This is a genomic window from Cupriavidus sp. 05N38 (assembly GCF_056397345.1).
This window is the reverse complement of record NZ_JBFTNF010000043.1, coordinates 38,468-60,208: the sequence shown is the minus strand read 5'-3', so window position 1 is coordinate 60,208 and position 21,741 is coordinate 38,468. Positions and strand designations below refer to the sequence as shown.

Genomic DNA, 21,741 nt, shown 5'->3' with positions numbered 1-21,741 from the left:
GCGCGCCATCGATCTGCAGATGAATCACGGCAAGACCACCATCATCGAGATCATGTGCACCCGCGAGCTCGGCGACCCGTTCCGCCGCGATGCGCTCGCCAAGCCCGTGCGCACCCTCGACAAGTACAAGGACTTCGTCTGAGTCCCTGTGAGGCCGGCAGGTATCGGCAGCCATGCAGATCAGCAGGCGAGCACGCGATACGCCCTTGCCCGGCCCGCCGGGCAAGGGCGTATCCGACCCTCGCGTCAGGCGGCCGCGCGCAATGCGGCACATGACGCAACGACCACGGCCCCCGGGGCGGCGAGCCAATCGCCGACCTACTATAGAAACCGTGGCGCATGACCCCTGAGCAATCCAGGAGACTAAGCAAAGTGATTCACGATCAGCAGCAATCAAGCGGCCTCAAGCACGGGCTGAAGCAGCGCCACATGACCATGATCGCGCTGGGCGGCGTGATCGGCGCCGGCCTCTTCGTCGGCAGTGGCGTGGTCATCCGGTCCGCGGGTCCCGCCGCCGTCCTCTCCTTCCTCATCACCGGCCTGCTGGTGGTACTGGTGATGCGCATGCTGGGCGAAATGGCGTGCGCGCTGCCCACCGTCGGCTCCTTCTACGAATACGCCCGCGAGGCCTGGAGCGACCGCCCGGCACTGGGCGGCCTCGCCGGCTTCCTGACCGGCTGGATGTACTGGTATTTCTGGGTGATCGTGGTCGCGCTCGAGGCCGTCGCCGGGGCCGACCTGGTGCGCTTCTGGCTACCCGATGTGCCGGGCTGGAGCATCAGCCTGGTCTTGCTGGTGATGCTCACGCTGACCAACCTGATCTCGGTGAAGTCCTTCGGCGAGTTCGAGTTCTGGTTCGCCTCGATCAAGGTTGCCGCCATCGTGGTGTTCCTGTTCCTGGCGGGGCTGTTCGTGCTGGGCATGTGGCCCGGCGCCAGCGCCAGCGTGGCGCACCTGAGCGCGCATGGCGGCTTCGCGCCGAACGGGATCATGCCGGTGCTGACCGGCGCGGTCGCGGCAACGGGCTTCTACTTCGGCGCGGAGATCGTCACCATCGCCGCGGCCGAGACCGCCGAGCCGCAAAAGGCAGTGGCCAAGGCAACCAGCTCGGTCATCACCCGCGTGCTGGTGTTCTACGTCGGCTCGGTGCTGCTGGTGGTCTGCCTGGTGCCGTGGAATTCCGCCGGCATCGCCACGCCGTATGTGAGCGCGCTCAAGGCCATGGGCATCCCGGCGGCCGCGCAGATCATGAACGCGGTGGTGCTGACCGCCGTGTTGTCCGCGCTGAACTCCGGCCTGTACGCCTCCTCGCGCATGCTGTTCGCGCTGACCAAGCGTGGCGATGCGCCCAAGGCGCTCGCCACGCTGAGCCGCAACGGCGTGCCGGTCAGGGCCATCCTGTTCGCCACGCTGTTCGGCTACGGCGCGGTGGTGATGTCCTACGTCTCGCCGGACAAGGTGTTCGCCTTCCTGGTCAACTCCTACGGCACCGTCGCGATCTTCGTCTACATCCTGATCGCCATCTCGCAACTGCGCCTGCGCAGCCGCCTCGAGCGCGAAGCGCCGCACCGGCTCAAGGTGCGCATGTGGGCCTTCCCCTACCTGACCTATGTCGCCATTGCCGGCATGGTCGGCATCGTCGTCGCCATGGCCTTCATCCCCGACCAGCGCACCCCCCTGCTGCTCGGCGTGGCCAGCCTCGGCATCCTGCTCGTCGCCTACGCCGTGCGCCAGCTATGCCGCAAGCATGGCGTCGCCGCGCACATGCCGGAGATACGGCGCGCCGACTGACGCACCGCCCGGCCGACCCGCCCCGCGATGCCGGCATCGCGGCGCCAGCGCGCCGCCGGGACCGCGCTCGTGGCCGTGTACATGCTGCCTGCGGCGCTCCTGATGCGCAGCTGCGGCTAGCCCATCGCAGCGGCCCGTTCCGCCCGCCGCTGGCCCAAACGATTGGCGCGCTCTGGCCCTACTGCATTGCACGCCATCTCACTATGCTGACGTCATAAGGCGCGCCGCTCCGCGTGGCGCGCCATTCACCAACGATATCCCGGAGACCCCGATGACCACGTCCCAAGTTACCACCACGACCCTGCAGGCCTTCGCCGACGCCTGGAACCGCCACGATATCGAAGCGCTGATGAGCTTCATGGCCGACGACTGCGTGTTCCATGCCGTGGCCGGCGGCGAGCTGTTTGGCCGCACCTTCGCGGGCAGGGAGGCGGTGCGCGAGGGCTTCCAGCTGGCATGGCAGGCATTCCCCGATGCCGCCTGGCTGGATGGTGAGCACTTCGTCAACGGCGAGCGCGGCGTGAGCGAATCCACCTTCCGCGGCACCAGGGCGGACGGCACGCGCATCGAAGCGCGCATGGTCGATGTGTTCACCTTCCGCGACGGCAAGATCGCCGTGAAGAACGCCTACCGCAAGGACCGCCCCCCTGTCGCGGTGAACCGCGCAGGCAACTGAACCGGATCCGGCCCCGCCAGAGGGCACATGAGGAAGACAGACATGGATGCCACCGCAGCACGACTGATCCTGCCCGAAGACCGCGCCACCGCGCCTTCGCGGCCCTACGATCCCGCCTACGACCCGCTGGTCGCGCCCACCCCTGGCCAGGGGCGCGAGTACGCGCCCACCTACTGGATCGGCACTGCCGGCGAGCCGCCGCCCGACGACGGTCCGATCACCCACGATATCGACGTGGACGTGGCCATCATCGGCTCCGGCTTCACCGGCCTGACCTGCGCGATCTTCCTCGCGCAGGAACACGGCATCAAGGCCACCGTGCTGGAGGCAAACCGCGTGAGCTGGGGCTGCAGCACGCGCAACGGCGGCCAGGCGCAATGCGCCTCGGGCCGGCTCAAGCGCTCGCAGTGGATCCAGCGCTACGGCCTGGACACCGCGCTGCGCCTGCACGAGGAAGTCTGCGACGGCATGGAGACCTTCAAGGGCCTGATCAAGGACATCGACTGCGATCCGCAGCCGGGCGGCCATCTCTATATCGCCCACCGCGCCAAGGTCATGCCCGCGCTGGAGAAGGAAGCCAAGGTGCTGCGCGACGTGTTCAAGTACGACGCGCGCATCCTGGACGCCGACACCGTCAAGCGCGAATACGTCGACGACAAGGAAGCGGCAGGCGCCATGCACGAGCCGGAAGGCATCGGCATCCACGCCGGCAAGCTGGCCTTCGGCTACTTGCGCCGCGCGCGCGCGCTGGGCGCCAGGGTGCATCCGTCCAGCCCGGTGCTGAGCTGGGAGACCCGTGGCGGCGTGCATTACCTGAAGACGCCGGGCGGCATCGTGCGCGCCCGCGCGGTCGGCGTGGCGACCGGCGGCTACACCTCGCCGGACCTGCACGCCCAGCTCAAGAACCGCCTGTTCCCGATCCTCTCGAACTCCATCGTCACCCGCCCGCTGACGCCCTCGGAGCGCGCCGCGTGCAATTTCCGCACGACCCAGGTCATCACCGATACCCGCATCCTGCGGCACTACTACCGGCTGATGCCGGACGGGCGCCTGCAGATCGGCAGCCGCAGCGCCATCACCGGCAACGATGCACCGCAGCACAAATACAAGGACAAGCTGGTCAGCGACCTGCACCGCAAGTTCCCCGCGCTCGAAGGCATCCAGATCGACTATTCTTGGTGGGGCTGGGTGGATGTCAGCCACGACATGATGCCGCGCATCTTCCAGCCCGACCCGGCCCAGACCATCTATTACGCAATGGGCTACGGCGGCAATGGCGTGATGTACTCCGCGCAGGCGGGCAAGCGCATGGCGGCGCTGATCGCGGGCAAGAGCGCCGGGCCGGAGCTGCCGATCTTCCGCTCGGCGCTGCCGTTCCCGAATGTGCGCGAGATGGTGGAGGCGCAGGCGTTCGCGCCGTTCCGCCGCTTCGGGCAGTGGTTCCTGTATCGCTGGTATCACATGAAGGATGAAGTGATCTAGCCGATCACGGGCTGGCACCAAGACCCAAGACCATAAGAAGACGAGGAGACAGGCATGGACCAAAAGCACCATCCCGCACCATCCCGGCCAGGCCGCCGCGGCGCGCTGCGCGCCCTCGGCGCGCTGGGCGCAGGCGCGGCGCTGACCCATCCCGCGCTCGAAGCGCTGGCGGCCGGCGCTGCCGGTGCGCGGGTCGAGATGCCGTTCGAGAATGGCGAGCGCGAGCTCATCGCCTTTCCCCAGAAGCGGCCGCTGATCCTGCTCACCAGCCGGCCGCCGCAGCTCGAAACGCCCTTTGCCGTGTTCAACGACGGCGCGATCACGCCCAACGACGCCTTCTTCGTGCGCTACCACTGGAGCGGCATCCCCACCAGCATCGACCCGCAGGCTTACCGCCTGCGCGTAGGCGGCAAGGTCAACACGCCGCTGGAACTCTCGCTCGACGAGATCAAGCGCCTGTCCACCCCGGTGGACCTGGTGGCGGTCAACCAGTGCTCGGGCAACAGCCGCGGCTTCTTTTCGCCGCGCGCCAACGGCGGCCAGCTGGGCAACGGCGCCATGGGCAACGCGCGCTGGACCGGCATCCCGCTCAAGGTATTGCTGGAGAAGGCCGGAGTGCAGGCCGGCGCCTTGCAGGTGAGCTTCGACGGCATGGACCGCCCACCGCTGGAAGGCGGCCCGGACTTCGTCAAGGCGCTGGCCATCGACCACGCGCTCGACGGCGAGGTGATGCTCGCATGGGCCATGAACGGCGCGGACCTGCCCATGCTCAACGGCTACCCGCTGCGGCTGGTCGTGCCCGGCCACTACGGCACCTACTGGGTCAAGCACCTGGCCAACATCCAGGTGCTCGACAAGCCGTTCGACGGCTTCTGGATGACCGCCGCCTACCGCATCCCCGACAACGCCTGCGCCTGCGTGGCGCCCGGCACCGCGCCCGCCCGCACGGTGCCGATCAACCGCTTCAACGTGCGCTCCTTCATCACCAGCCTGGCCGATGGCGCCAGGCTGCATGCCGGGCGCCAGACCGTGCTGCGCGGCATCGCGTTCGACGGCGGCTTTGGCGTGGACGAGGTCGCCTTGTCCACCGACGGCGGCCGCACCTGGCGCGCGGCGCAACTGGGCAAGGACCTGGGCCGCTACTCCTTTCGCGAATGGACCGCGACGTTCACGCCGCCGAAGAAGGGCGAGTACGAGCTGAAGGTACGCGCCAGCAATCGCATCGGGCAGAGCCAGCCGCTTGCCGCCCTGTGGAACCCGGCCGGCTATATGCGCAACGTGGTGGAAACCACCCGCGTGGTGGCGGCATGAAGGAGGCAGCCATGCAACTCGTCAAACCCGGGCGCCGTGCCGGCTTCATGCTGGCGCTGGGCTGCCTCGCCGGCGTGCCGGCCGCGCACGCGCTGGAGATCACCCTGCCGCCCGAGACGGCGCGCTACACGCCGAGCGAATTGCCCGGCTACCGGCTGGTGCAGCAGAACTGCATGACCTGCCACTCCGCGCAGTACGTGCAGACGCAGCCGCCGTCGTCGCCGCGCGGCTACTGGGATGCCACCGTCAAGAAGATGAAGAAGCCCTTCGGCGCGCCCTTCCCGGATGAAGACATTCCGGCCATGGTCGACTACCTCAGCAAGACATACGGGGCGGAGCGCACGGCCTACGCGGGCACGGCGGCGCCGCAAGGCGCAGGGGCCGCGGCACCGGCTGCCGTCGCCACCGCCGGCAGTCACGATCCCCTGGCCCTGATGGCGGCCAACAACTGCAGCGCCTGCCATGCCGTCGACAAGAAGATCGTAGGACCGGCGTTCAGGGACGTGGCGGCAAAGTACGCGAACCAGCCCGGCGCCGCGGCGCTGGTGGCGCAGAACATTGCCGCCGGCGGCGCGGGCAAGTGGGGCCAGGTTCCGATGCCGCCCTACCCGGGCCTGGCCAAGGAGGACCTGCAGAGCCTGGCGCAGTGGATCCTCGGCCGTTGAGGGGAGCGCAGCGGCCACGCCATCGCTTCTTGCACGCCGCCCGCCGGCCTGCGGGCAACCCGCATATCGCCGGGGCGCGGCATCGCCCATAATCTGCCGCTCGTCACGACGGTCACGACAACTCAGGCAGGAGCGGGAGCGCAAGCGGCATGGCAAGCATGGGCAAGGCGAACACTTTCTGGAACCGGCTGTTGCAGCTATCTCCCGATTCCGGCGTCAGCCTGCAGGCGCAGTTGCGCCAGCGGCTGGTGTCGGCCATCCTGGCCCGGCAGTTGCCGGAAGGCAGCGCCCTTCCCTCCAGCCGCGAACTGGCGGCCACCCTCGGCATCGCGCGCAATACGGTGATCCTGGCCTTCCAGCAACTGGTCGAGGAACACTTCCTGGAGACCCGCCCGCGGCGCGGCTACTTCGTGGTGGAGCAACTGCCCAGCGCGGCCAGGCCGGCAACGGCATCGTCGCAGGCGGCGTCCACCGGCGCCAACGGCGCCTGCGCGGGCGAGACCGCGGACGGCGCCCAGGGCGGCGGCCCCGACTGGACCGCGCGCCTGCCGGACATGACCGGCAGGCGCGCCATCGTCAAGCCCAGCGAGTGGCAGAACTATCCCTACCCCTTCATCTACGGCCAGTTCGATCCCGCCTTGTTCCCCACCGCCGACTGGCGCGAATGCTCGCGCATGGCGCTGGCCGTGCTGGAGATCCGCGGCTGGGCCTCGGACCTGATCGACCGGGACGATCCGCTGCTGATCGAGCAGTTGCAGAAGCACATCCTGCCCCGGCGCGGCGTGTGGGCCAACCCGGACGAGATCATGGTTACGATGGGCGCGCAAAACGCGCTCTACCTGCTGGCCGACCTGCTGATGCAGGGCGCGCGGGTCGGGCTGGAGGAGCCGGGCTACAACGACGCGCGCCACATCTTCGGCATGCGCGCGCGCGAAGTGGTGCCGCTGCCGGTGGACGAGTCCGGCCTGTGTCCGGATGCCGCGCTGGCGCAATGCGACTACGCCTTCATCACGCCCAGCTACCAGTGCCCCACCACCGTCACCATGCCGCTGGAGCGGCGCGAGACGCTGCTGCGCGAGGCGCGCCGCCACGACGTGGTGCTGATCGAGGATGACTACGATACCGAGAACCCGGCGCTGACCCAGCCCGTCCCCGCGCTCAAGAGCCTGGACCGCGACGGCCGCGTCATCTACGTGGGCAGCCTGTCGAAGTCGTTCGTGCCCGGCATCCGGCTCGGCTATATCGTCGCCCCCGCCGCCGTGATCCGGCAGGCGCGCGCGCTGCGGCGCTTCATGCTGCGCCATCCGCCCGCCAACAACCAGCGCGCCACCGCGCTGTTCATCTCTCTGGGCCACCACGATGCGCTGCTGCGCCGCGTGGCGCCGATCTTCCAGCGCCGCGCCGGAATCCTGCGCGAGATGCTGGCACGCCACCTGCCGCAGGCGCGCGCGCACAACTCGCCCGGCGCTTCGTCGTTCTGGGTGGAAGGCCCGCCGGGGCTCGACGCCCGCAAGCTGGCCGCGACCGCGCTGGCGCACGGGGTCATCATCGAGCCAGGTGACGTGTTCTTCTCCACCGATGCGCCCTCCCCGCATTTCCGCATGGGCTACACCGCCATTGCCGACGAGCGCATCGAAGAGGGCGTCAAGCTGCTCGGGCAGCTGGTCGGCCAGGCGGCGGGCCCGGCCGGGCGCTGATGCGGCCCCTGGCCGTGCGGCCCTGCCGCCGGCACGCACACGGCGGGCAAGGAGTAGCATGACGCCCTGCCCCAGCCATCGATCCAGCTCATGCGTTCCACGCGATCCCTGCCGCCCCTCCTGTCATTGCGGGCCTTCGAAGCCGCCGCGCGGCGGCTGAGCTTCAGCCAGGCCGCGCAAGAACTGTTCGTGACGCAAAGCGCCGTCAGCCACCATATCCAGCGGCTGGAGGCCGACCTGGGCGTGGCGCTGTTCGAGCGCCGCACGCGGGCCGTGGCGCTGACCGAGGCCGGCCAGGCCTACTACGCGCAGGTACACGCGGCGTTCGAGCTGCTGCGCCTTGGCACCGAGCAGGTTCGCGCCCCCGCCGCCGCGCGTACCGCGCTGAGCGTCGGGCTGCTGGCGTCGTTTGCCACCCGCTGGCTGGCGCCGCGGCTGCCGGCGTTCACCGCGGCCCGTCCCGACATCGACCTGCATCTGCGTCCCGATATCGCGCTGGCCGACGTCGCCGGCGGCGAGGTGGACATGGCGATCCGCTATGGCCAGGGCGCATGGCCCGGCGTGCGCGCGCAGCTGCTGATGTCCGAGCGCCTGTCGGTGGTATGCGCGCCCGCACTGATCGCCGGTCCCGCCCGCCCGCGCCAGCCGCAGGACCTGCTGCGCTACCCGCTGCTGGCCTCGCATGCGAAGCAACCGTTCGAGTGGAACGCGTGGGCGCATCGCTTCGGCCTGGACCTGAGGCAGGCGCAGACCGTGCAACTGCACGACTACAACATCGTGGTGGAGGCGGCGCTGGCCGGGCAGGGCCTGGCGATGGGCCGCCACCGCCTGATCGCCCCGCAGCTGGCCAGCGGCAAGCTGGTCCAGGCGCTGCCCGGCACCATGCTGGACGACCCCCGCATCGGCTGGTGGCTGGTCATGCCGCGCGGCACGCCGGGCGAGGCCGCGCAGGCCTTCCGCGCCTGGCTGATGGAGGCCGTGGCGCAAGATCCGGCAGGCGCCATGCATTAGCCCTGCTCATGCATGGTGCGCAAGAACTGGTTTGTCACAGGCTCCCGCTGCCCGTAGGATGAGGCTTTCCCGTCCCGGCCGGCCGAAGCTGCGCCAGCCGGGCTAACCAGGCATCCCCGACATGACCCAATCCCTCGGCGCCCGCGTGGCCGATCTCGGCCTCACCCTGGAACCGGCGGCCGCGCCCGCCGCCAACTACGTGCCGTTCGTGCTGGAGGGCAATGTGCTCTACGTCTCCGGCCAGATCTCGCGCAGGGACGGCCAGCCGGCCTATCTCGGCCGCCTCGGCGACAATATCGCCGAGGACGACGGCGTGCAGGCCGCGCGCCTGTGCGCGCTGGGCCTGCTGTCGCAGATCGCCGCCGCCACCGGCGACCGGCTGGACCGCGTGGCGCGCGTGCTGCGCCTGGGCGTGTTTGTCGCCAGCACGCCTGACTTCCACCGCCAGAGCGCCGTCGCCAACGGTGCCTCGGACCTGATGGTGCAGGTTTTCGGCGAAGCCGGCCGCCATGCGCGCAGCGCGGTCGGCGTGGCGGCCCTGCCCAGCGGCGTGGCCGTGGAAGTCGAGGCCGTGATCCTGCTGGCCCAGCCCTGAACCCTGTCGCGCGCCTCCGGAGGTCCCATGCCTGCTCCCCTCACACCCGCCGCCGTGGAGGCGCTGCGCGCCCGCGCGCCCGGCACCCGCACCACCACGCATTTCAACCATGCCGGCGCCTCGCTGCCGTCCGCCGCCACGCTGGAGGCGATACAGGCCCAGCTCTTGCGCGAAGCCACGGCCGGGCCGATGGAAGCCGGCGTGGCCGCGCGCGCGCAGACGGCACGCGCGCGCTCCCTCGCCGCGCAGCTGGTCAACGCCGAGCCCGCCGAGATCGCCCTGACCACCGGCAACTCGCCCGGCTGGGGCGCGGCATTCGCCGCGCTGCCGTCGTGGCGGCCCGGCGACCGCATCCTGGTCGCGCGCCACGAATGGGGCGGCAACCTCGCGGCCATGCGCCTGGGCGCGCAGCGCGCGGGGGCGACGATCGAGGTGATTCCGTCCGACCACAGCGGCGCGGTCGATCCGCGGGCGCTGGAGGCCATGCTCGATGAGCGCGTGCGGCTGGTCTCGCTGACCTGGCTGCCGGCCAATGGCGGCCTGATCAATCCCGCCGCGGCCATCGGCCAGGTGACACGCCGCCATGGCATCCCGTACTTCATCGATGCCGCGCAGGCCGTAGGCCAGCTGCCCATCGACGTGGCCGAGCTGGGCTGCGACGTGCTGACCGGCGCAGGCCGCAAGGCGCTGCGCGGCCCGCGCGGCACCGGGCTGCTGTACGTGCGCAAGGACTTCCTGCCCCGGCTCACGCCCGCCTTCGTCGACACACACTCGGCGCCGCTGGGCGCGGACGGCGAGCCCGTGCTGCGCGGCGACGCCGCCCGCTTCGAGTCGGCCGAAGCCGCGAAGGCAATGCACTGCGGGCTGGCCAATGCCTTGCAGGAAGCCCTGGAAATCGGCCTCGGGCCCATCCGCGCGCGCATCGACGCCACCGCGCAGGCACTGCGCGCGCAACTGGCGGCGATCCCCGGCGTGACGGTGCTGGACCAGGGCCGCGAGCGCTCCGGACTGGTGGCCTTCAACCTGGCCGGCCATGGCGCGGCAGACGTGCAACGCAGCCTCGCGCAGCGCGGCGTGACGATCGGCAGCAATGGCATTGCCTATACGCCGCTGGACATGAACGCGCGGGGGCTCAGCGAGGTTGCGCGCGCTTCGGTCAGCTACCTCACCACCGAGGCGGAGATCGACAAGTTGATCGAAGCGCTGCGCGCGCTGGCCCGCTAGCTAGCCCGCAAGCCCGGTAGCCCGGCAGGAACCGGCTATGCAAGACCGGAGCCGGGCGTCATGTCAGGCCTTGATTTCATTGCTCAGCGCCTGGCCCGACGCGAATTCGGTCACGTTGCGCAAGGTCGTCTCGCAGATCGTCGTCATGGCTTCCCGCGTGAAGAAGGCCTGGTGGCCGGTCACGATGACGTTGGGAAAAGAGACCAGGCGCTGCACCACGTCGTCCGAAATGATGGTGCCGGAGAGATCGCGGAAGAACAGATCGGCCTCCTGCTCGTACACGTCGAGGGCCAGCCCGCCCAGCTGCCCGCTCTTCAGCGCCTCGATCGCGGCCTCGGTATCGACCAGCCCGCCACGGCTGGTATTGACCAGCAACGCGCCGCGCTTTGCGCGGGCCAGCGAGTCGGCATTGATGATGTGATACGTCTGCGGGGTCAGCGGACAGTGCAGGGAAATGATATCGGCGCTGATGCCGATCTCGCCCGGAACGGCATAGCGAGCCCCCAGGGCCTCGAACTCGGGCGAGGGGAAGGCATCGTAGCCGATGACCTCGCATCCGAAACCGATCATGATCCTGGCGAACACACGGCCGATCTTGCCGGTGCCGACCACGGCGACGGTCTTGCCGCAGAAATCGAACCCCATCAGCCCGTCGAGGGAAAAATTGAAGTCCCGCGTGCGGTTGTAGGCCGGGTGGATCTTGCGGTTGACCGCCAGCAGCAGGGCAACGGCATGCTCGGCGACCGCGTTGGGCGAGTAATTGACCACGCGTACCACCTTCATGCCAAGCCCTTGCGCGGCCTTCAGATCAACGTTGTTGAATCCGGTGCAGCGCAGTGCGACCAGGCTCGTTCCGCCACGCTTGAGCGCATCGAGCACCGCGGCATCCGCCGTGTCGTTCACGAAGATACAGACCGCGTCGCAGCCCGCGGCAAGGCCGACCGTGTCCATATCCAGCAGGTCATCGAAGTACTTGAGCTGATGCCCCTCGGCGGCGTTGGCCGCATCGAGATACTCGCGGTCGTAGGGCTTGGCGCTGAATACGGCAATTTTCATCGCGTGTCTCCCAGGAGGATGGAGGTTCGCTGTTCCGGGGAACGTGACGACCTGGCGAGGCTAGCCCCCGGCCAATGCCCCGACGATCTGCACGAACAGGATCTTTGCAATCGTCATCGAAGGAAAAATCATGGCACAGCCGAGGTCGGGCTGGTCCGTGGGGGCCACACGATTGGCAAAGGCCAGGATCGCCGGATTCCCGGTCGCGCCGGAAATGACGCCCACGGTGATGTCGAACGGCAACTTGAAAACCCACAGGCAGATCAACGCCGTGATCAGCACCAGCGCCAGCACGATGGCAATGCTGTAAAGCAGGAAGGAGATCCCCGTCACGCTGATGGTGGCAAAGAACTTCGGCCCCGAGGCGATGCCCACCTGCGCCAGAAAGATGGTCAGGCCGAAATTGCGCAGAACCAGATTGGCCGACAAGGGCATGGTCCACACGAACGGCCCGGACCGGCGGATCTTGCCAAGATAAAGCGCGACCAGCAGCAGCGCGGCCAGCCCGAGGCTCAGCTTGCCGGCGCCCGGAATCGGCAGCGGGATCATGCCAGCGAGCAGCCCCACCGCCGCACCGATGCCGATCGAGATGAAACTCAGCTCGGCGGTGCCCTTGATGGAGTCACCGAAGAACTTGCGCATCGCTTTTACGTGGGCACGATTCACCAGCAGGCCGACGCGGTCGCCGACCTCGAGGACGAGGCCGGGGCCAGGCAGCATGTCGGCATCGCCCCTGCGCAACTGCACGATCGAGCAGACAACCCCCTCGGGAAAGCGGATGTCGCGCAGCGCCAGCCCGACCACCGCGCGGCTCGATGCAAACACGCGGGCATAGTCGAGATCCTCCCGGTGGCTGCTCATCCGCCCCGGCTGCAACTCGCCCAGGAGCGCGGCTGCGTGCTGGAGCACCGCCGGGTCGGTGGCGGTCGCCAGCAGGACATCGTCGGCCCGCAGGACCAGGTCCTCGCTGGGCAACTGGTTATGGTGTTCGCGGCGCACCGCGGCAATTGCCATCCCGGCGGGCAGGCGCGCCTTCAGTTCGGCGAGCTTCAGGCCGATGAACTCTCGGTTCATCAGGGAAATCTCCGCCGTTTCGATGACCTTTTCCGGCGGCGGCTCGATCTTTACCTTGAGCACCGCGCCAAGGACATAAAGGGCCAGGATCGGACCGGCCACGCCGAAGGGATAGGCCACGCTGTAGCCAACCGCGGCGCCGTCGTTCTTCATGACCGCAATGATCGCCTGCAAGGTCGCCGTGCTGGTGCCTGAACCCGCGAACATCCCCAGCGATTCATCCAGCTTGACACCGAACAAGGGCACCAGCGCCAGCGACACGAATCCGGCGCCGACCACGCCCAGGGCGGCGGCGGCATTGGCCTTCAGTCCTCGAGCACTGCTCAGGCCCGCGAAAAACTGGCCGCCGTACTGGATACCAATGCCATAGAGGAACAGCAGCAGGCCGAGAGTCCCGATGAGTGCGGGTGGCGCCGCTTTCGGCGCAAATCCCCCAATCGCCAATCCGACGAACAGCACGGCCCCCGATCCAAGCGAGACCCCCTTTACATTGATCTCGCCGACAACGTAACCCAGGGCCACGGTGAGGAACAAAGTGAACAGCGGCTGGGTCTCGAACAGCGTCCTGACTGCATCCATGGCCGGCTCCTTCTTGTCGGAACAGAGGATCCGCGCATCGGCGCGCGCACGGATCAGCTCAAGCCGTCGCGCGCGACCCGGATTCCCTCAATCGGGTGAGATTCGCTCGGCAGGTAAACCTGGCCATCGTTTCGCGCCCGGTGGCGGAGGGCGGAACGGCATTCAGTGCGGCATCACGTCGATCAGCGACCTGGTATGCCTTGCGATCATCAGTTCCTCGTTGGTCGGGATGACCCACACGGACACCTTGCCGGAGGCCGTGCTGATCCTCGGCCCGCCCGCGGCGTTCGCCGCGTTATCCAGGGCAACGCCAAGCCAGGCCGCCTGCCGGCAGACCTGCTCGCGAATCAGCGCCGCATGCTCGCCGACGCCCGCGGTAAACACCAGCGCGTCCAGGCCTTGCGCCGCGGCGGCAAGCGAGCCCAGCTCCCGCCCGATCCGGTACGTATAGAGCTCGATGGCGAAGCGGGCGAGCGGCGCATCGCTGGCGAGCAGCGCGCGCATGTCGCTGGAGACGCCCGAAACGCCGAGCAGCCCGGACTGGCGGTAGATCAGGTCTTCGATGGCACGCGCATCCATGCCGAGCTCATCCATCAGGTAAAGGATGACACCGGGATCCAGATTGCCGCAGCGCGTGCCCATGGGCAGCCCGTCCACCGCGGTGAATCCCATCGTGCTGGCGACACTCCGGCCAGCCACCAGCGCGCACATGCTGCTGCCGTTGCCCAGATGGGCCACCACCGTCCGGCCCGCCGCGGCGCCAGCGTCGACCGCCGGCAGGACGCTGGCGATGTATTCGTAAGACAGCCCGTGAAAGCCGTAGCGCCGCACGCCGTGCCGCGTGACCGAGGCAGGGAGCGCGAATGCCTGCGCCACTTCCGGCTGCGCCCGGTGAAACGCGGTGTCGAAACAAACCACTTGCAGCAGTTCCGGTCGCCGCTGCGCGAGAATGCGGATCGGCTTGAGGTTGTGCGGCTGGTGCAAAGGCGCCAGCGGGCTCAGGGCCTCGAGCGCCGAGACCACCTCGGGAGTGGCCCTGGTTGCCTGCGTGAACTGCATCCCGCCGTGCACCACGCGGTGCCCCACCGCGACCAGATGATGGCCTTCGCCGTGCCCGCGCAGGAAATCCGCGAGGAATGCGATGGCCCCGCCATGCCCCAGTTCATTCCCGTCGCCCCAGTGCTTGCTCTCCACCTCCGCGCCGGACGCATTGGTGGCGCGAAAGGCGGGCGAGGTGTAGATCCCGTCGAGACTGCCGCGCAGCACCAGTTCCGGCTCGTCGCCGTGCGCACCGAACGCACTGAACTTGATGCTCGACGAGCCTGCGTTGAGTACCAGTATCAAGTCGGCCACAGCGTCACCCCATTGTCTTTCCCGCCTCGCGGCGCGCCTTTGCCACCAGCGCGGCAACCGCGCAGGATGCCAGCCGGGTCGACACGGAGTCTGCCCTGCTGGTGAGAATGATGGGCAYCCGCGCGCCGAGCACGACGCCGGCCGCATCGGCGCCAGCGAGAAAGGACAGGCTCTTGGCAAGCATGTTGCCGGCCTCCAGGTCGGGCACCAGCAACACATTGGCGCGACCCGCGACCGGCGAATCGATCTGCTTGATGCGCGCGGCCTCCATGTCGATGGCGTTGTCGAGCGCCAGCGGGCCGTCGACGATCGCGCCGGTGATCTGGTGGCGGTCTACCATCTTGCACAGCGCGGCAGCCTCGATGGTGGACGGGACCTTCGGATTGACGGTCTCCATCGCCGACAGGATCGCCACCCTTACTTCCTTGAATTGCAGCGCATGGGCCAGATCGATGGCGTTCTGGAGGATGTCGGCCTTCTCGGCGAGCGTGGGCGCAATGTTGACAGCCGCGTCGGTGATGATCAGGGCTTCCTCGTGCCCCGGCACGTCCATCACAAAGCAGTGACTGACACGCCGGGCAGTGCGCAAGCCGGTGTCGCCCCTGACCACGGCCGCCATCAGTTCATCGGTGTGCAGGCTGCCCTTCATCAAGGCCTCGGCCTTGCCTTCGCGCACCAGTTGCACGGCAGCGGCGGCGGCCGCCTGGCTGAAGGGCGCATCGACGATCGGGTACAGGCTGATGTCGATACCGCTGGCCCTGGCCGTTTCCTCGATGCGCGCGCGGGGGCCTACCAGTGCGGGGGCGATCAGCCCCAGCTCCGCGGCTTCTACCGCGGCCTCCAGCGAGCTCCGGTCACACGGATGCACCACCGCCGTCGGCGTTGGCGGGATGGACCTGCAAAAATCGATCAGCCGCTGGTACTTCTCGTGCTTGGTGTCCACCCGCAATCCTCCTGCTGTCAACGGCCGTGGCAAGCTGTATCCCRGCGCCCTCAGGCACGCGCAAGGGTGGCCGCGCGGCGCGCGCGCTCTGGCTTGCCTGCCAGGGTTGTCCGGATGCGCGCGAGCATCGCCACCTGCTCGGCCGTGGGCTTGCTGCCAAGCACGCGCGCGTCTGCCGACAGCTTGTCGAGCAGCGCCAGCAGCCGTTCGCGGTCGGCGGGATCCTGGAGCAGGACCGGCAGCGTCTCCAGGGCCTGCTCCGGTGCATACCGCACGGTGATCTCCTGCTGGCCGCGAATCTTGCGCCATTCGTGGGGCGCCAGTTCGGGCAGGTATTCCGCATAGTCGGCGACCATCTCCTTGCGCATCTCCAGGCGCGAGAGCGGCAGCGGCTCCCCGTGGCGCATCAGCAGCAAACCCACCCGGCTGAGCGCCTCCACATAGCCGCCGCTGGCCACCGCGGCCAGGGCCGCCGTGACCTCCGGCAATGCCGCCGGATCGACAGCCGCGGCCGGCGCGGTCCGGGCAGACCCCTTGTCGCCAAAATACAGCGAGAACATATTGGCGTAGATGCCGAAGAAGGACGCCTCCGTCATGGCGTCGCGCATGGCCCTGTAGCCATCGAGCGCCGCACTGACGACCTCGGCCCCGGCCTGCTCGCGCTGGCGCAGCGGATGGTCGGGCTCCATGGCCTGCCGGTTTGCCCTGACGGCGTCGGCGGCGGGGCCCAGCCAGGCAAGCCAGGGATTCATATCCGACAGCGCCCAGTTCTGCACGCGCAGCGGGTGAAACTCCCGCAATAGCCGTGCGGACATATCGCTGGACATTGCCTGCACGAACGGTTGCGCGAACAGTTCATAGGCGCGCTGGTTGAAATCGGACAGCGCAGCCACCGCCTCGAACGGCTTCTCGTCGGCACGCTGGAAGCGATTGAGACGCGCAGCGACGTCTTCGAGGCGATGCTCGCGGAACTCGACGTCATATTCGACCTCGCCGTTTTCTCCTTTTTGCGCGCGCTCGGTAATGACCATGCCATACAGCCCGGGCGGCAGCAACTCGATGCTCTTGAGTACCGAAACGATCTGCGCGTGCTCCTTTTGCGCAACCTTCCCGGAAACGAAGATGCCCAGGTGACCGATATTCTGGTGAACCATGCCGACGATGACCTGGCCTAGCGCCTTGATCTGCTCGGTGCTCTCATACAAATCCACGACCCAGTTGAATGCCTGCTGCGGCGGGGTGATGTTGTCCCCCATCGAGGCGAACAGCACGATGGGGGATTTGATGGCACGCAGGTCGAAACCCTTGCCGCCCGCGCCCTTCACATCGCCGGACCACAGCTTGTTACCGACAAACAGATTGCGGGTGATCCACTCGATCTCCTCGCGGTTCATCAGGTAGTAGCCACCCCACCAGCGCTCGAACTCCAGGAAGCGCGGCGGTTCCGTGTCAGCCTTGTTGTAGAGGTTGAAGTATTTGTCCCACAGGCTGTTGGCGGGATTCAGGTTCTCGAAGTTCTGCACCAGATGGGCGCCATCGAACTTGCCGTTGCCGAGATCCGCGGTGAAAGAGGACAGCCAGGTCCCGCCCAGCAGCCCCCCTGCATAGCGCATCGGGTTATCTCCCTCGTCCTCGCTCCAGGCTCCGCTCCAGTACGACATCGGCGCACCGTTGATCACGATGGGGCCGGTGTCGTCCGGGTCGGACGCGGCCAGCATCATGGCCGCCCAGCCACCCTGGCAATTGCCGATGATGGCCGGCTTGGGGCTGTCCGGATGCAACGCACGGACCTTCCTCACGAACACCTGCTCCGCTTCGCAGACGTCGAGCAAGGTCTGGCCCGGTTCGGGATCGCGGAAGAAAATAACGAAGTAGACCGGATGACCCGCACGCAATGCGACGCCCACCTGCGAATCGTCCTTGAAGCCCCCGATGCCGGGACCATGACCGGCGCGGGGGTCGATGATCAGGTAGGGGCGGCGGTCCTCGCCGACCTGCACGCCCTCGGGAGGCGTGATGCGCAGCAGCGCATAGTTCACCGGCCGCGCGAACTGGCGGCCGTCGAGGACGAATTCGTAGTCGAAGTGCAGCACCGGCTTCAGGCCCTGCACCGCGTTCTCGACAAACTGATTGCCGCGCTGGCGCAGCGTGTCCCAGAAGAGAATGGCGCGCTGCGCCGCATCCCCCCCGTATGCGTAACAACTCAAGGGATCGGCGCCGGCCATCAGCCTGGCGGCGGCCACCGCGCCATCCCCACTGCCATCGCCATCGCCATCGCCATAGGCGGACCTTACCCGACGACCCAAGGCCGCTTGCGCGTTCTTGATGCGTTTCTGGAGCACCAGACCGGTCTTGATTCCGATCTCATGGGCATGCTCAAGTTGCTTTCCGGCATCCATGGTATTGACCTCGACAGCGAGTCCTTCGGGCATCCGGGTCCCAGTACTCTCCGGGCAACCGGCGCAGTGCATCTCGTTCGTCCAAGCTAAAACCCGCCGCCGGCAGAGCGCCTGTTCCTGCGACGCTGCAGGGCTCGCATGAGCGGCTCGCGCCATCGGACGTGCGGCAAAGCGAAAACGCCAACCACTTGCTGCTTGTGTCTCTATCTTCTTCGCTCCACCCGCCGACACATTGACTCGTCGCAAAGAAATGGCTGCCTTGTGACAGGAATACGTCCTGGCGAGCCTGCGGGGCCACGACATTGGGGTGCATAAGACACATCTACAAAACCACGCCGCCATGGAAGCGCCGATTCTGCTGGAAGGCCTGTGTCAAAGGCGGGATGCCGCCTGAAATAAAAAGCCACGATGTGGCCGGCTGGTGGAGTATAGGAAGGGTTGCCGCCGATCGCTAGGTTGCCCCGCTTCAGTTCCTTGGGCCGGGATGCCGGCGCCGTGTGTTCTTCACCGATCCACGGTGGCGCAGCTCGGGATGACCGAGCTGGCGCTCGACGACGCGAAACGGGCGCTCCATGTGGTGCGCCAGCAAGTCCGCCCGACTTCAATCCGTGGGCGTTTTCCCGCCGCCATCGTCAGTGAAATTGTAGAGATGCGTGTTGTCCGGAGTCTCCCCGATCTTTGTACCGCGCGGCTGGAACCGGATATGGCGACGGAAATTCTCGCTGTCCGACCTGGCGCTCTGGGTGGCAAGCTCGACTGCCTCGGGATAAGCCATCGGGCGCTTCTCCTTTTCGATCTCGAGCAGCATCGTCTGTTCGCTCACCCGCACGCTGTATTTGCCCAGATTGTAGAGGAGATACATGGCGAAGAGGTTGTCGAAGTCCTGGTAGGCGCCCTCCTCCCTGCGGAAGTCCAGGGACAAGACCGAGGGGAAGCGATTGGGCAGGTCTTTGAAGGCCACCTTCTCCTCCTCGTGCGGATCCACATAGGTCGAGCCGCCGTACTTCTTGTACAGCACCACCTCCATGCCGTACTGGCGCTTGCCCCACTCCTTGATCAGCTTCATCGCCATCTCGGTRGGGACGTTGGCCCTGGCGGCCGCCACCACCCGCCGTCCGGACAGAAACCTGGCGCTGGTCACTTCCAGGTCCTTGTAGCCAGCGCCAAACTTGAATGCGGCGCCGATGGTCTTGGCGCAGTTGAGGCGCAAGTAGTCGTACTTGACCTCGCCGCTGTGATACTCGGTATCCCTGGCCCGCTGGTGATAGTCGTCATTGATGCGTCCGAAGTAAGCCGCCAGGGCCTCCTTGTCGCTGGCCGGTACGCCGTGCACGCGCACGCCGATAACCGAGCGTTTGTAGATCTCGCCGAAGTCGAGGCCAAACGAGGCCGTCTCCCCGACCGAGGAGACAGTCTTGAACAGGTATTCCTTCTTCGGGATGGCAACCATCAGGTCCGTGGTGTAGTAGCCACTTTCGTGCTTGCGCGTACGGTCGGCATAGAAGTTGGCCGAGTAGACCAGATCGTCGCCACGCGCGTCGTCCCGGATCGCCAGCGCGAAATGGCCGGCCGATCCGCCCTTGGAGGTGCCGAAACTGATCAGCAATTCCAGGTCATAGGGATCCTCGCGAAGGAGGTCGGCAATCTGATCGATATTGGCGGGCTCGGGACCGGCCTTGCTACCGAAGTCGGCGGCGGCCGCCCCCGCTGACAAGAGAACGGCTATCACCACGAAACAAAGCGCCAGCCTCGTCTTCATGACTCCCCCTGTGCCCTCGAATACCTCGGATACCGCGGCTCCGCCCGCAGTGGTTCATGGCCCATTATCGGCTGCCGGGGGCCTTGATGCATCGCTGAATATCCGTCGAGGGGCCCGGCGAGTCTTCAGGTTCCGGCCTTGCCCGTTGAATCCGCCCCAGCCAAGGCCGAAGCCAGCTTGCCGGCCCGGTGACGACAAGCTGTGCGGGCGGGCCCTGTCTCTTGCTGCGCTACCGCGACAAGACGCCGTCATGGGCTTGATCGAGCACAATCATTCTGGATGGATTCTTCTTATTTCGACTTCTGAAAAATTTCATGGTGGCGTGCGTGACGGTTGCGCCTAGAGTGGGCACAAAGGACCTACAGAACACAAATGTCCGTCCGGTTTCCCTCTGACTTGTGGCGCGGGCTTCGAGGGAAGCCGGAGCTTGTCTCGCCCTGGTTCCGGAGCAGCCCAGGCTACATAGCCACCGGACCCAAGAATACGGCTCTCCAGATCCGGGCGGGAACGTTCGCCGGTGCGCTTGCCGGACATTGCCGTGTCCCTGAGCGAGCGCGGAGCTGGGGCACGAAGTCCGATAGGGTGTCCGGCTAAACCGGGCCCTGGGAGGATTGGGGATGAACCTTTGGCTGAGGTGTTTGTTCCGTCATGCCGGCGCATGGCTGTTCGCCGCTCTGACGATGATTTCCTTCAACGCTCATGCGCAAGCCGCATCGGACCAGCCGGCCGCCTTCAAGCCGGAAGAACTCGAGGCACTGGTCGCGCCCATCGCGCTCTACCCCGATTCCGTGCTGTCCCAGGTCCTGATGGCATCGACGTATCCGCTCGAGATCGTGCAGGCCGCACGCTGGGTCAAGGCCAACCCGAAAGTAAAAGGCGACGCCGCGCTCAAGGCGGTAGAGAACCAGTCATGGGATGTCAGCGTGAAGTCGCTGGTTGCCTTTCCGCAGGCTCTCGAGCCGATGAACGACAAGCTCGACTGGACGCAAAAGCTGGGCGACGCTTTCCTCGCCCAGGAGAAAGACGTGCTGGCGGCGGTGCAGCGTCTGCGGGCGCGGGCGCAGCAATCGGGCAACCTCAAGTCGAACGAGCAGCAGAAGGTGATCGTGGAGCCGGCCGCGGCGCCGGCTGCGGCGGCGCCGGCGCAGGGACAGCCCGCCAGCCAGACGGTCGTGCGGATCGAGCCGGCGGACCCGCAGGTCATTTACGTGCCTTCCTACAATCCGACCGTTGTCTACGGCGCCTGGAGCGCCCCCGCCTATCCGCCGTACTACTGGCCACCCTATCCTGCCTACTATCCGGGTGCCGCACTGGCCACCGGCTTTGCATGGGGCGTCGGCCTGGCCGCCGCCGGGGCCATCTTCGGCAACTGCAACTGGGGTGGCGGCGACGTGAACATCAACGTCAACAAGGCCGCCAATATCGACCGCAACTTCGACCGCACCAAGGTGCAGGGCGGCGGAAAATGGCAGCACGACGCCGCGCATCGGAAAGGCGTGGCATACCGGGATAACGCTTCGCGCGAGAAGTTCGGCGGCAGGAGCGGGGCCGGTGCCGACAGGCGCGACGATTATCGTGGCCGGGATGGCGGTCGGGGCGCGTCTGACCGGGCGTCCGTGGCCGACCGCCAGGGGCGTGGCGACCGCGGTGGTGCCGGTGACCGTGGTGGTGTCGGCGACCGCGGTGGTGCCGGTGACCGTGGCGGTGCCGGCGACCGCGGTGGTGCCGGCGATCGTGGCGGTGTCGGCGACCGCGGTGGTGCCGGCGACCGTGGCGGTGCCGGCGATCGCGGTGGTGCCGGCAATCGTGCCGGCGTGTCGGATCGTGCCGGGGGCGGTGGCGGAATCGGAGGCGGCGCGGGCGGCGGTCGCGATAACGCCTTCCAGGGCGTAGGCGGGGGTGGCGCCTCGGCCCAGCGTGACTTCGACCGGGGCCGCTCCAGCACGCAGGCTGCCGGACAACACCAAGGCGGCGCGGCCAGAGGTGGCGGTGGCGGATTCAGTGGCGGTGGCGGTGGCGGCGGTGGATTCAGTGGTGGTGGTGGTGGTGGTGGTGGTGGCCGTGGTGGTGGCGGATTCGGAGGTGGTGGCCGTGGCGGCGGTAGGCGCTAACCTGGGGGAAGCGAT

The 21,741-nt window shown here is 67.6% G+C and carries 16 protein-coding genes; 10 read left to right on the top strand and 6 right to left on the bottom strand.

The window, feature by feature from the left end:
• Positions 1-429 precede the first annotated feature (429 nt).
• The 9 genes from AC1DK4_RS27015 (at position 430) to AC1DK4_RS26975 (ending at position 10,452) form a co-directional block, all read left to right on the top strand.
• Positions 430-1,791 (top strand): amino acid permease, encoded by a 1,362-nt coding sequence (locus AC1DK4_RS27015; protein ID WP_441643532.1) that lies wholly within the window; start codon positions 430-432, stop codon positions 1,789-1,791.
• Between the two features lie 271 nt (positions 1,792-2,062).
• A complete protein-coding gene (locus AC1DK4_RS27010) occupies positions 2,063-2,467 on the top strand; it encodes a nuclear transport factor 2 family protein (protein ID WP_441614372.1) in 405 nt (134 codons plus the stop codon).
• Between the two features lie 42 nt (positions 2,468-2,509).
• Positions 2,510-3,949, top strand: a complete 1,440-nt coding sequence (locus AC1DK4_RS27005; protein ID WP_441614374.1) for an NAD(P)/FAD-dependent oxidoreductase — start codon at positions 2,510-2,512, stop codon at positions 3,947-3,949.
• Positions 3,950-4,003: 54 nt separating this feature from the next.
• A complete protein-coding gene (gene sorA, locus AC1DK4_RS27000) occupies positions 4,004-5,260 on the top strand; it encodes a SorA family sulfite dehydrogenase catalytic subunit (protein ID WP_441614376.1) in 1,257 nt (418 codons plus the stop codon).
• Positions 5,261-5,271: 11 nt separating this feature from the next.
• Entirely contained in the window at positions 5,272-5,925 is a 654-nt protein-coding gene (gene sorB / locus AC1DK4_RS26995; RefSeq protein WP_441614378.1) for a SorB family sulfite dehydrogenase c-type cytochrome subunit, read from the top strand.
• 149 nt (positions 5,926-6,074) lie between these two features.
• Positions 6,075-7,622, top strand: coding sequence for a MocR-like pyridoxine biosynthesis transcription factor PdxR (gene pdxR / locus AC1DK4_RS26990; RefSeq protein WP_441614380.1), 1,548 nt, complete (start codon positions 6,075-6,077; stop codon positions 7,620-7,622).
• Positions 7,623-7,712: 90 nt separating this feature from the next.
• Entirely contained in the window at positions 7,713-8,633 is a 921-nt protein-coding gene (gene gcvA, locus AC1DK4_RS26985) for a transcriptional regulator GcvA (RefSeq protein ID WP_441614382.1), read from the top strand.
• Between the two features lie 121 nt (positions 8,634-8,754).
• A complete protein-coding gene (locus AC1DK4_RS26980) occupies positions 8,755-9,228 on the top strand; it encodes a RidA family protein (protein WP_441614384.1) in 474 nt (157 codons plus the stop codon).
• A gap of 27 nt (positions 9,229-9,255) precedes the next feature.
• On the top strand, positions 9,256-10,452 hold the full coding sequence (locus tag AC1DK4_RS26975; RefSeq protein WP_441614386.1) for an aminotransferase class V-fold PLP-dependent enzyme: 1,197 nt from the start codon (positions 9,256-9,258) through the stop codon (positions 10,450-10,452).
• A 63-nt stretch (positions 10,453-10,515) separates the two neighbouring features.
• On the opposite strand, the gene AC1DK4_RS26970 is transcribed toward AC1DK4_RS26975, so the two are convergent.
• The 6 genes from AC1DK4_RS26970 to AC1DK4_RS26945 all read right to left on the bottom strand — a co-directional run bounded on the left by AC1DK4_RS26970 (position 10,516) and on the right by AC1DK4_RS26945 (position 19,615).
• The gene (locus AC1DK4_RS26970) at positions 10,516-11,508 is read right to left on the bottom strand and encodes a 2-hydroxyacid dehydrogenase (protein WP_477116471.1); all 993 of its coding nucleotides are present in this window, start codon (positions 11,506-11,508) and stop codon (positions 10,516-10,518) included.
• 60 nt (positions 11,509-11,568) lie between these two features.
• Positions 11,569-13,161, bottom strand: a complete 1,593-nt coding sequence (locus tag AC1DK4_RS26965; RefSeq protein WP_441614389.1) for an aspartate:alanine exchanger family transporter — start codon at positions 13,159-13,161, stop codon at positions 11,569-11,571.
• A 162-nt stretch (positions 13,162-13,323) separates the two neighbouring features.
• Positions 13,324-14,514: an acetate/propionate family kinase gene (locus AC1DK4_RS26960; RefSeq protein WP_441614391.1), complete on the bottom strand. Its 1,191-nt coding sequence runs from the start codon at positions 14,512-14,514 to the stop codon at positions 13,324-13,326.
• Between the two features lie 4 nt (positions 14,515-14,518).
• On the bottom strand, positions 14,519-15,457 hold the full coding sequence (locus tag AC1DK4_RS26955) for a phosphate acetyltransferase (RefSeq protein ID WP_477131883.1): 939 nt from the start codon (positions 15,455-15,457) through the stop codon (positions 14,519-14,521).
• Positions 15,458-15,507: 50 nt separating this feature from the next.
• Positions 15,508-17,856: a DUF3141 domain-containing protein gene (locus AC1DK4_RS26950; RefSeq protein WP_441643531.1), complete on the bottom strand. Its 2,349-nt coding sequence runs from the start codon at positions 17,854-17,856 to the stop codon at positions 15,508-15,510.
• Positions 17,857-18,457: 601 nt separating this feature from the next.
• The gene (locus AC1DK4_RS26945; protein WP_441614395.1) at positions 18,458-19,615 is read right to left on the bottom strand and encodes a hypothetical protein; all 1,158 of its coding nucleotides are present in this window, start codon (positions 19,613-19,615) and stop codon (positions 18,458-18,460) included.
• Between the two features lie 617 nt (positions 19,616-20,232).
• Here AC1DK4_RS26945 and AC1DK4_RS26940 point away from each other — a divergent pair.
• On the top strand, positions 20,233-21,726 hold the full coding sequence (locus AC1DK4_RS26940; RefSeq protein ID WP_441614397.1) for a DUF3300 domain-containing protein: 1,494 nt from the start codon (positions 20,233-20,235) through the stop codon (positions 21,724-21,726).
• The last annotated feature ends 15 nt before the right edge of the window (positions 21,727-21,741 follow it).

Bases quoted from the DNA above. Each gene is read 5' to 3' on its own strand.
- AC1DK4_RS26975 (WP_441614386.1), top strand. From the start codon at position 9,256: ATGCCTGCTCCCCTCACACCCGCCGCCGTGGAGGCGCTGCGCGCCCGC.
- sorA (WP_441614376.1), top strand. From the start codon at position 4,004: ATGGACCAAAAGCACCATCCCGCACCATCCCGGCCAGGCCGCCGCGGC.
- gcvA (WP_441614382.1), top strand. From the start codon at position 7,713: ATGCGTTCCACGCGATCCCTGCCGCCCCTCCTGTCATTGCGGGCCTTC.
- AC1DK4_RS26940 (WP_441614397.1), top strand. From the start codon at position 20,233: ATGAACCTTTGGCTGAGGTGTTTGTTCCGTCATGCCGGCGCATGGCTG.
- AC1DK4_RS27010 (WP_441614372.1), top strand. From the start codon at position 2,063: ATGACCACGTCCCAAGTTACCACCACGACCCTGCAGGCCTTCGCCGAC.
- AC1DK4_RS26965 (WP_441614389.1), bottom strand. From the start codon at position 13,161: ATGGATGCAGTCAGGACGCTGTTCGAGACCCAGCCGCTGTTCACTTTG.
- AC1DK4_RS27015 (WP_441643532.1), top strand. From the start codon at position 430: ATGACCATGATCGCGCTGGGCGGCGTGATCGGCGCCGGCCTCTTCGTC.
- AC1DK4_RS27005 (WP_441614374.1), top strand. From the start codon at position 2,510: ATGGATGCCACCGCAGCACGACTGATCCTGCCCGAAGACCGCGCCACC.
- AC1DK4_RS26980 (WP_441614384.1), top strand. From the start codon at position 8,755: ATGACCCAATCCCTCGGCGCCCGCGTGGCCGATCTCGGCCTCACCCTG.
- AC1DK4_RS26950 (WP_441643531.1), bottom strand. From the start codon at position 17,856: ATGGATGCCGGAAAGCAACTTGAGCATGCCCATGAGATCGGAATCAAG.
- AC1DK4_RS26970 (WP_477116471.1), bottom strand. From the start codon at position 11,508: ATGAAAATTGCCGTATTCAGCGCCAAGCCCTACGACCGCGAGTATCTC.
- pdxR (WP_441614380.1), top strand. From the start codon at position 6,075: ATGGCAAGCATGGGCAAGGCGAACACTTTCTGGAACCGGCTGTTGCAG.
- sorB (WP_441614378.1), top strand. From the start codon at position 5,272: ATGCAACTCGTCAAACCCGGGCGCCGTGCCGGCTTCATGCTGGCGCTG.